Origin of the sequence: Nonomuraea sp. NPDC052265 (assembly GCF_044547985.1) — a bacterium.
GTDB lineage: Bacteria > Actinomycetota > Actinomycetes > Streptosporangiales > Streptosporangiaceae > Nonomuraea.
This window is the reverse complement of record NZ_JBIUBJ010000013.1, coordinates 236,099-245,504: the sequence shown is the minus strand read 5'-3', so window position 1 is coordinate 245,504 and position 9,406 is coordinate 236,099. Positions and strand designations below refer to the sequence as shown.

Genomic DNA, 9,406 nt, shown 5'->3' with positions numbered 1-9,406 from the left:
AGCATGAGCAAAACTGGCGCGCACGAGCTGGATCCGCTGATGTTCGTCCGGGGCCAGCTGAGCGCCCGTGACCAAGGTGTGCTGGGCGATGGAGCGGGGGTGCGGCTGCCGACGATCCGGCGGGCGCGGGCCGAGGCCGTTCTTCTCGGCAGCGGCCTGCACGAGCTCCTCGCCTGTGTCCTTTACCCCGGCAGGCTCACCGGCGCCGGTCTTTCCGTGGGCGAACGGCTGGAGATCCTTCTCGCCATGGCCGCCGGATACCACCGTTACGAGCCGAGTTCGCTTTACCGGGGCCACCGGGCCTATCCCTCTCCGCGTTCGCTCTTCGCCGCCGAGGTGTTCGTCACCGTCGGCCATCTGACGTGGTATTTCGATGCCGAAGGTCACCGCTGCGTGGTGGTCGGCGAGGACGCGGAGGCCGATCCGCCGCCCCCGTGGCAGGCCGCCGACTCCCACGGCGGCGCGGTCATCGTCGTGGCCGCGCATCTGGGCACGCTCCCGCCATCCTATCTCGACCTGCGATGGTCGTTGTTGCTCTGCGAGTCGGGCCATGCGGCCGGCTCGCTGGCGACGGTGGCCACCATGCTGGGTTTGGAGCCACGCGTCAGATTCGGCTTCGACGACGAGGAGAGTTGTCGTCGTATCGGAGCGAAACGGGGCGACGGCTGGCTTCCGGTCCTGGAGGTCGAGGTGGGCGTCGGCGGCACGCCGCCACGGGCGGTCGTGGGCGAGTCCCCGCCGAAGGAGGAGGTGCCCGGCGAGCGGGATGCGGTGCTCGCCGCCGATCGCCTCGGCTGGCTGGCGGCGGAGCAGGTACGCGACTGGGAGAACCTGGCGCCCGTCGAGGCGCCCGATCTGGTCGGCGAAGGCGCGCTCCGCTTTCCGCTCCGGCCTGGTGCTCCGCCGTCCCGCCCGTGGCGGGACGTGCTGTTCGAGCGGTCGGGTGGGCGCGCGCACTACGGGTTCTCGGCGTCACCGGAGACGCTGCCGGTGAACGTGCTGGCTGACGCTCTTCATGCCGCGAGCGGCAGCGCCGGCAGTCCGGTGGCCCCTCTGTCCCGCACCCGTACCGGTGTCCGGCTTCTGTTGGTGATCGAGCGGGTGGAGTCCTTGCCGGACGGTCTCTACCAATGGTGTCCCGACGAAGGAGAGCTCGCTCTGCTGCGCGCGGGAGAGCTGATGGAGCAGTTCGAGATGGCCTATCCGTACCCTAAGACGATCATGAGGCTAGGAACGGCCAACGTGGGCTTCCTGTTCCTCCTGGACCTCGCCGCCGTTCACGCCCGTCATGGCGCCCGCGGCCTGCGGGCCAGCCATGTGGAGATGGGAGCCGCCTTGCAGGCGATCGGGTTCTCCAACGCCGCCCACGGAATGTTCACCCGCCCGCTCAGGTCGTTCGCGCCCGATGCCCTCGCGCGCCTGGTCGCGGCACCCGGGCACTTGGACGTCGCCTACACCGCCGTGATGGGCAAGGACCGCTTCGTCGAGCTGACGCTGGACTTGCGGCCGTGAGCGCCGTCGACGTCGCCCGATGGCGGGCCTTACACGTCTTCACCCACCACGGCTCCGAGGTCACCGACCGGCTGGTGGGCGACCTCATCGCGCCGTTGATGGGCGAACTGCTCGCCGAGGGCGCCATCACCCGCTGGTTCTTCATCCGCTACTGGGAGGGCGGGCCGCACATCCGGCTGCGCATGCGCGACGCGGAGTGTTCCGCCGTCGAGCGAGTGCGCGGCGCGATCGAGAGGTGGCTGGCCACCGCACCGGCGCCGCGCGAGCTGGAGCGGGAGGCGTACTACCAGGCGTTCTCCTCGTATGAGCCGGAGGGTCCCGCGCTCGGCTGGCATGAGCATGGCGAGATCGTCGAGTGCGCCTACGAACCAGAGCTCGCCAGGTACGGCGGAGCCCGGGCGATCGGCTACGCGGAGGAGTTCTTCCAGGCGTCCAGCGAGATCGCCGCGCGCATCGTGGGTGGGGTGGCGGAGCCGGCCAAACGTCTGGGCATCGGCCTGGACCTGCTGATCGGCTTCACCGAGGTGCTCCACCCCGAGGTGGGCGGCGGCGTTCGGTGGCAACGGAACTACGTGCAGATGTGGCGTCATCTGAACAGTTCGGTGGCCGCCAGTACCGTCAGCTTGAGAGAGGCCGCCGAGAAGACGATCGAGACCAGTGGCGACGCTCTCCGGCAGCGTGCCAGCAAGATGCGCGACGACGCGCGACGACTGCTCGACGGCGGTTCCCCGGCCCGGCTGGCCGAGTCGTGGTGGGCGGCGTTGCGCGGCTATCTCGACCAACTGGCCGGCCTGCGGGCCGAGGGGGCCCTCGTCGGCGATGTGGACGCCATCGCCGGCTCTCACCTGCACATGCTGCACAACCGGCTGGGGTGGAGCCCGACCGACGAGGTCTATCTGGTCTGGATGGCCTCCCTGCTCACCGTCGGCGGGCAGCCTCTGGGCGACTACCACGCCGATACCGCGGAGGCCGCGGACCGCGTTCTGCACGAGGCCAGCAAGTTCCAGCGCACCCGTTTCCCTCAGCAGGCTCCTGTCGACTTCCCGGCGTTGAGTCTGCCGGAGGAACGTGGCGACGCGCTGCCGCTCCCCGAACCCGCCAAGCTCACCATCGAACTGTCCACGGCGTTGACCGGCCGGCGCAGTGAGAGGCTTCGTCTCCAAGGGGAGATCGGCCTCGGCGAACTGTCCTCAGTCCTTTTTCATGCCGCAGGTCACGCGGGGCAGATCGCGGTGGAGGGGGCTGCATTCCACATTCCAGGCCGTCCATATCCCAGTGCCGGAATGGCCTATCCCACACTGATCCGGTTTGCTTCCTACGCCGTCAGCGGCATGGCGCCCGGGTTGTACGCCTACCGTCCCGCCGAACATGACCTGCTGAGGGTGGGGCGGGTGCCGAGCCGGAACGATCTGACAAGCAGTTCAGCCTATTTTCTCGGTGACGAGCCTAAGATTGATGTGCGGGAAGCGCCGCTCGTCCTCTTTCTTGGCGCTAATCTCAAACTGATCAGATCGCGTTACGGATTGCGGGCCTACCGGTTCGCGCTACTAGAGCTCGGGCATATGGCACAGAATATTCTCCTGTTACTGACCTCGGTCGGCCTGCGCACGGTTCCCATCGGTGGCTTCTTCGACGATGCGGCCTGCCAAATCGCCTGCCTGGACGGCTACAACGAGATTCTCGGCTATGTGCTGCCAGTGGGCCGCTGAAAATCGACCGTTCGGGAGTGGTTGGATGACAAACGTTATCGAGGCTGACCAGATCACCATGAGATACGGGTCCGTCGAGGCCCTGCACTCGGTGAATCTGACGGTACGGCAGGGCGAGGTCTTCGGCCTGCTGGGTCCCAACGGGGCAGGCAAGACCACGCTGGTGGAGATCCTCTCCGGCCAGCGATCACCCACCGGGGGAAGCGTCCGGATCTTCGGGTCGGACCCCCGGCAAGCAGGACCCGACCTGCGCGAACGTCTGGGCGTCGTGCCGCAGACCACCGGATTCGAGCAGCTCCTGACCGTCAGGGAGCATCTCATGCTCTTCGTCGGCTACTACCGGGCGCCACTTCCCGTGGATGCCGTGATCGACCTGGTCGATCTGTCGAAGAGCGCCTCGGTCAGAGTCGGCAGGCTCTCCGAGGGCCAGCGCAGGCGACTCGACGTGGCCCTGGCCATCATCGGCAACCCGGATCTCATCTTCATGGACGAGCCGACCACCGGATTCGACGTCATGGCCAGAGACCGGGCGTGGGAGCTGGTCAAGCTCCTGCGGACGATGGGCAAGACCATCATCCTGACCACGCACAACATGGACGAGGCCCAGCAGCTCGCGGACAGCGTCGGCGTGCTGTTCGGGGGCCGGATGGTGGGCACCAGCACATCGGGGAGCCTGCTGGCCGCCGAGCAACTGACGACGATCAGCTTTCGAGGGGGCCAGGACCTTTTGGCCGTGTTACCCCTGCATTTGTCGCAGACCGCGCAGGCCGTCGACGGAGAGATCCTCATCGCCGTCCAAGATTCGCGCGAGACGCTTCACCAGCTCACTTCATGGGCCATCGACCAGGCCGTTGATCTCCACGGACTGGAGGTTCGCCGGCCCACGCTTGAAGACGCGTATCTGAAACTCGTGAACGCCCATGACAAGGAGATCGGCACGTGAGCGTCCAGCCCCTGACCTTCCCCGATCCTCTTCCGCTTCGTTCTCGCAACCCCTTCAGAATCATCGCGGCCGAGCTCAAGTACGGGTTCGTCACGCTGCCGCGGTCACCGGTGGCGATGGTGGTCACCCTGCTCCTGCCGCTGGCCTTCAACCTGCTGTTCAACCTAATCAATCGCGAGCGCGTGGTCGGCGGTGTGACGAATGTGCAATTCACGACCGCGGCCGTGGTGGTCTTCGTCATCTTCACCAGCGGCTATTTTATGAACGCGGTCAGTATTGTAGTCGCGAGAGAGTCCGGCATTCTTCGGAGAATCAGCCTGACGCCCATTCCTCGGCCAATCTATCTAAGCGCCCGAGTTTTGTTCTCAACCTTGACAGGAGCAATATCCACGGCAATAATGATCCTAGTATCAATAGTTGCCTTCGGATTGCAACTGGGCCCTTCGAATATCATCGTCCTGCTCATCGCTTTCTTGCTCGGCTCCTATGCGTGCGCTGTTCTCGGCATGGCGATAGCCCGCTTCATCCCTACGGCGGAGGCCGCGGTAGGCGTCGCCATGGCGACGATGCTGCCCCTCATGTTCGCGTCAGGTGTCTTCTTCCCCATCGACGGAATGCCTGAGATCGTCCGCGGTGCGCTGGGACTGCTGCCCGTCCAACCCATGGCGGAAACAGTCCGGCTCGCCTTTCACACCTCCACGGTCGACCTGCTCTCGCTCGGACCTGAGCTGGGCGTGCTGACGGCGTGGGCCGTGCTGGGCACCACCCTTGTCGCCAAGACGATGCGGTGGGAACCACGACGCTGAAAGTCCTGATATCGGAGGAATGCGATGCCGTTCGCGGAAGTCCCCAATGCCCTCGACACACTTCTTCGGCCGATCGCCCAGTGGATTCAGCCCGTCGTGGGCGATGGTCCGCAGTGGGGATGGAGCCTGATCGGCATCTGTTTCACCGTCAGGCTTCTGTGCTGGCCCGGAGTGATGCGTTCACTCCGGAGCCAGGTGATCAAGCTCCGGGGCCGCCATCACGCCGAGGCCCAGTACGCCGAGCTCCCCCCGCCCGAGCGCCGGAAGGCCGTGCAGGCCGCGGTGCTCGGCGAACTGCGGGATCGGGGCCTGCGATCGGGCGTGCAGGCGATCTCCACGACCATCCAGTTCGTGCTGTTCATCCTGGTCCTCATCTGGGTGCGGTTCGGGGACGTGGCCGGCTCCTACGGCTTCTACGGCCTTGAACGACTCCGCGACAGCTCCATCGGCTCCGGCGTGAGCGGCGTCGTCCTCGCGCTCCTCTTCATGGCCTCGTCCGTGGCCATGCAGGTCCTGATTCTCCGAACGGCCGCCATCGACAGCGTCCGTCAGCACTTCTTCGCCACCAGAATGCTGCCGGTCATCTTCTTGGCCGTGGGTCTGTTCCTGCCGACCGGCGCCGTTCTGGCCTGGCTGGCCGCCAACGTCGCCACCCTGATCGTGATCGCGACTGGGGCGCACCAACCCGCCGCGGCCGTGGAGGCATCATGATCACAGTGCTGGCCGCGCTCGAACACGGTCCCGGCGAACGGCTACGGCTGTCTCCCCGGCTCGACTTCGCCGAAGCGGAAGCCCAAGCCGTCTCCACGACCAGGGCCACGACCGCAGCCGTTGACACCCTTCACCCCGCCACCATGGCCGACGACACGCACGTGTCCGGGGAGCGGCTCGCTCTGACGCTGCTGGATCCCCAACCCGACCACGTCGTCCTCTCCTGCCCGCTCCCGATGAACCTGCTGCTCAGGCAGGTGACGGCGCGGCTTCGAGACCATGGGGTCACCGTCACCGTCGAACCCGCCCTCGACCCCCTTCGGGAGATCGCCGCGATCTCCACCTGGAGCAGCGCCCAGGGCCTGCCCCGGACCTACTCCCCCTCTCCCTACCGGACGGGCGTGCTGTCACCTGACCGCGCCGTTCCGCTCGGCGTGCGGGCGCGATGGCGCGTCGGCCACGCCGACCGTGCCGTGGCGCGTGCCGTACCGGAGATCCTGGCCGACCTGGATTTCCTGGCCGACCGGCTGTCACCGGACAGCGAGATCCCCCTGCTGGATCCGGCGCCCGACACCGTGCTCCTGGAGGCTCTGCGGAATCGGGCGGCCCGCGCTCTGCCCGTCAAGGCGGTCATCCCCCTGGCGGAGATGGCAGAGCATGACGTGGAAGCCCTGGCCCAGGCCGGGTTGGCGCGATTACAGCTCATCTGCCGCTGCACGGAGCAGGAGCCTCTGCTGCTTCGCACGGTCCTAGCCCGTGCGTCCAGTGCCGGCCTGGCCGTGCGGACCGTGGCGCGCCTGCGCGCGGCCGGCGCGGCCGAACTGGCCGCGCTTCGGGAACTGCTGGCGACCGATCCGTCCATTGACGTGGTCATGAGCCCCTCAGCGGCGCGTTCCGTCGAGGCCAGCGGCCTGGTGGCGGCCGGGCCGCCCCACTCCCATCTCGCCAAGACGCTGCGCGAGCGGTCATGGTCGTGCCGGATCCGGGCCGTCGAAGAGCTCAGCGCACGCCGCGCCACCGACCATCTCGACCGGGTCGTCTCGGAGGACCATGCGCGGGCGCCGGAAGCCGACGGCCCCGGCGGGCGGACGCGGACCCGGATCACGCCCCGCCATGACGTCGCCGACGCGGACGGCCCGCCGTACGGCATCGTCCTCGACAGCGGACGCTACGGCGAGGAAGCGGACGTCGAGCTGGACGTTCCCACCGTGCTGTCGCTGGATCGCGGCGAGGATCTGCGGGCGCTGCTGGACGACGTCGACGACGCCTGGGACCACGGCCGGCTGGCCACGCGGCTCTTCCACCCCTTGAGCGTCATCGCGGCCGAGGCGCGCTCGCCCCGGCTCGAACGCGTTCTCTCGGCGAAGGCGCTCGTGCGCGAACTCGCGACGGCGCAGCCGGACCTCCTCACCCCGGACGGGCTGAGCGCTCTGCGCGTGTCCGGGCTGGGCGGCCCGCTGTTCCACGACCGCGAGTCCAGCGAAGGCTGGCCCGCGGGCACGGCGCTGGCACTCCATCGTGAACGGGCCTACCTGCGGGCGGGCGGCAATCGCCGGCTGATCAGCGTGGGACTCGGCCTCGCCCAGGTCATCGAGGTCATGTTCGACCTCGGCGACGAGGCCGCCGCGCAGCTCGCGTCCACCGACCGGTCGGGCTCGGGACGAAGCCACGAAATAGTCCTGCGGACGCTCGCCTTCCTGAAGACGCACAGCGTCCTCGTCGGGTCGGCCCGAGACGGCGGTGCGGCATGACACGGGAAAACGGGCACTTCGAGTGGCGAGTCCCCACCAGAATCGTCTTCGGCAACGGCCGTCTTGGTGAGGTCGGCCAGGAAGCGGCGGCCATCGGCACCCGCCCGGTCCTCATCACGGACACCGGGCTGGTCGACGGCACGACGGTGCGGACCGTCATCCAGATACTCGGCCTGCACGGCGTCTCCCCTGCCGCGATCTGCGCCGTGCCGGTCTCACCGTCGCTGAGCGACGTCACCGCGATCATGAAATCCCTCAGGGGTACAGCAGGCAATCTGGTCGTCGCGGTCGGCGGCGGCAGCGCGATGGACGCGGCCAAGATGCTGGCGCTCCTCCTGACCAACCCGCACCTTCCCAGGCACGAGGGATGGGACGGCACCGGCCTGATCGACGTCAACGCCGAGCCCTTGCGCCCCCCGCTCCCCACGCTTATGGTGCCGACGTCGGCGGCGACCGGATCCGAGATCAACGGCGTGGTCGGCTTGGTGCACCAGGGCCACAAGCGGCTCTTCATCACGAACCGCCTGGTCCCCACCACGGCGCTGATCGACCCCGACCTCACACGCACGCTACCGCTCACGCACCTCGCGGCCGGCGGCGTCGAGACCCTGTGCCGGGTCCTGGGCCCCTATCTCTCCGACGACACGGCCGGCGGCACGACGGATGCCGTCGCGCTCGGCCTGATCACCGCGACGCTGTCGGCTGTGGACGGGATCCGGCAGAGCGCGGCCGACGACGCGGCGCGGGCGGATCTCGCCTGGTCGGTCACGCTCAGCATGACCCAGGTCGCCATGCTCGGCCGCGACCCCTGGGGCCAGGTCATCTGGTACCTGCAGAGCGGGGTGAGCAACCAGATGGGCGTTTCCAAGGGGGTGGCCATGGCCGCGCTCCTGCCCACCTACCTACGCCAGATCCGGCGGCAGACAGGACTCGGTCCCGTGCTCGGACTGGCCGGCCGACTGGACTGCCTGGACTCGCTGGGCGACGGACTGGCCGAGACCCTCGTCGCGGACCGGCTCAGGAGCTGGGGGCTGCCGTCCAGCCTGCGCGACATCGGAGTGCGAGCATCGGATCTGCCCCGCATCGTGCACGAGCTCACCTCCCACTGGACGTCCGCCGGACGGCTGGCCGACGTCCCACACGAAGCTCTGGAGGAGTTCTACCTGGAAGCGATGGAACCCCCTCCAGATCCAGAAACCGACTCCATCCGGTGAAAGGAGGTGAATATTCATGGCCATCAAGGGGCTAATGAGTCTGGATCTGGACGATCTCGCGTTCGACTCGGTGGAGATCGCCACCGTGCGCGACGCCATCGCCCTCCCCGAGACCGGCGGCACGTCCGGCTCCAGCTCGTGCGACTCCAGCTCGTGCTGCGGTTCGACGTCCACGTGCTCGATCACCACGACCTGACGTCGGGAGCGAACCCGCTTCCGCATCCACGGACGAAGGAGAGGAGGTGAATACACATGACCACCAAGACGCTGATGAGTCTCGACCTGGGTGACCTCGCGTTCGACTCGGTGGAGATCGCCACCGTGCGCGACGCCATCGCCCTCCCCGAGACCGGCGGCTCGTCCGGCTCCAGTTCGTGCGACTCCAGCTCGTGCTGTGCTTCGACGTCCACGTGCTCGATCACCGCGACCTAGACAGGAGCGATGGGTGGTCACGGAATATTGCAGGTATCCCGTGACCACCGTTCCATTTTCGTATCCGGCGGCTCGTGTCCGAGGCCGCGGTTTCGAGCCGTCGGTTCAGTCGGCGATCCAGGAGCCGTGGACCTGACTTGGCTCAATTTAGTGCGCACCTTCGTCGGCGTGGATCAGGTTGAGCGCGTGGCTGAGGTCGTCGGGCGCTTCGATGGGGTCACCTCGCCGCTCGAAGGCCCTGCGCTGACGCGCCGCTCCCGTGCCGTGGGCACGCAGCCACTCCAGGCGCCGCGTCACCAGCTCCAGGTCCCGGTCCCGGGGAGGGCAG

10 protein-coding genes are annotated in these 9,406 nt (G+C 67.8%); 9 read left to right on the top strand and 1 reads right to left on the bottom strand.

All coding sequences use genetic code 11. The features are described 5' to 3' along the window. The first annotated feature begins 3 nt into the window (after window positions 1-3). From ACIHAD_RS32600 to ACIHAD_RS32560, 9 genes are all read left to right on the top strand, one after another. Complete coding sequence (locus ACIHAD_RS32600) at window positions 4-1,512, top strand: hypothetical protein (RefSeq protein ID WP_397358532.1); 1,509 nt, start codon at window positions 4-6, stop codon at window positions 1,510-1,512. Beyond that, complete coding sequence (locus ACIHAD_RS32595) at window positions 1,509-3,221, top strand: thiopeptide-type bacteriocin biosynthesis protein (protein WP_397358531.1); 1,713 nt, start codon at window positions 1,509-1,511, stop codon at window positions 3,219-3,221. Before ACIHAD_RS32600 ends, ACIHAD_RS32595 begins: the two co-directional genes overlap by 4 nt. Next, window positions 3,199-4,164 carry an ABC transporter ATP-binding protein gene (locus ACIHAD_RS32590; RefSeq protein WP_397358530.1) on the top strand — a complete coding sequence of 322 codons (966 nt, stop codon included), beginning with the start codon at window positions 3,199-3,201 and terminating at the stop codon, window positions 4,162-4,164. The genes ACIHAD_RS32595 and ACIHAD_RS32590 overlap by 23 nt, the downstream gene beginning before the upstream one ends. Next, window positions 4,161-4,970 carry an ABC transporter permease gene (locus tag ACIHAD_RS32585; RefSeq protein ID WP_397358529.1) on the top strand — a complete coding sequence of 270 codons (810 nt, stop codon included), beginning with the start codon at window positions 4,161-4,163 and terminating at the stop codon, window positions 4,968-4,970. Before ACIHAD_RS32590 ends, ACIHAD_RS32585 begins: the two co-directional genes overlap by 4 nt. A gap of 195 nt (window positions 4,971-5,165) precedes the next feature. Then, window positions 5,166-5,681, top strand: a complete 516-nt coding sequence (locus tag ACIHAD_RS32580; protein WP_397358528.1) for a hypothetical protein — start codon at window positions 5,166-5,168, stop codon at window positions 5,679-5,681. Continuing rightward, a complete protein-coding gene (locus ACIHAD_RS32575; RefSeq protein ID WP_397358527.1) occupies window positions 5,678-7,432 on the top strand; it encodes a hypothetical protein in 1,755 nt (584 codons plus the stop codon). Before ACIHAD_RS32580 ends, ACIHAD_RS32575 begins: the two co-directional genes overlap by 4 nt. Continuing rightward, a complete protein-coding gene (locus ACIHAD_RS32570) occupies window positions 7,429-8,646 on the top strand; it encodes an iron-containing alcohol dehydrogenase (protein WP_397358526.1) in 1,218 nt (405 codons plus the stop codon). The genes ACIHAD_RS32575 and ACIHAD_RS32570 overlap by 4 nt, the downstream gene beginning before the upstream one ends. Before the next feature lie 34 nt (window positions 8,647-8,680). After that, a complete protein-coding gene (locus ACIHAD_RS32565) occupies window positions 8,681-8,842 on the top strand; it encodes a thiazolylpeptide-type bacteriocin (protein ID WP_397358525.1) in 162 nt (53 codons plus the stop codon). 56 nt (window positions 8,843-8,898) lie between these two features. Further along, window positions 8,899-9,078: a thiazolylpeptide-type bacteriocin gene (locus ACIHAD_RS32560; protein ID WP_397358523.1), complete on the top strand. Its 180-nt coding sequence runs from the start codon at window positions 8,899-8,901 to the stop codon at window positions 9,076-9,078. A 147-nt stretch (window positions 9,079-9,225) separates the two neighbouring features. Here the strand turns inward: ACIHAD_RS32560 and ACIHAD_RS32555 are convergent, their stop codons facing one another. Further along, on the bottom strand, window positions 9,226-9,375 hold the full coding sequence (locus tag ACIHAD_RS32555; protein WP_397358522.1) for a hypothetical protein: 150 nt from the start codon (window positions 9,373-9,375) through the stop codon (window positions 9,226-9,228). Window positions 9,376-9,406: the final 31 nt, after the last annotated feature.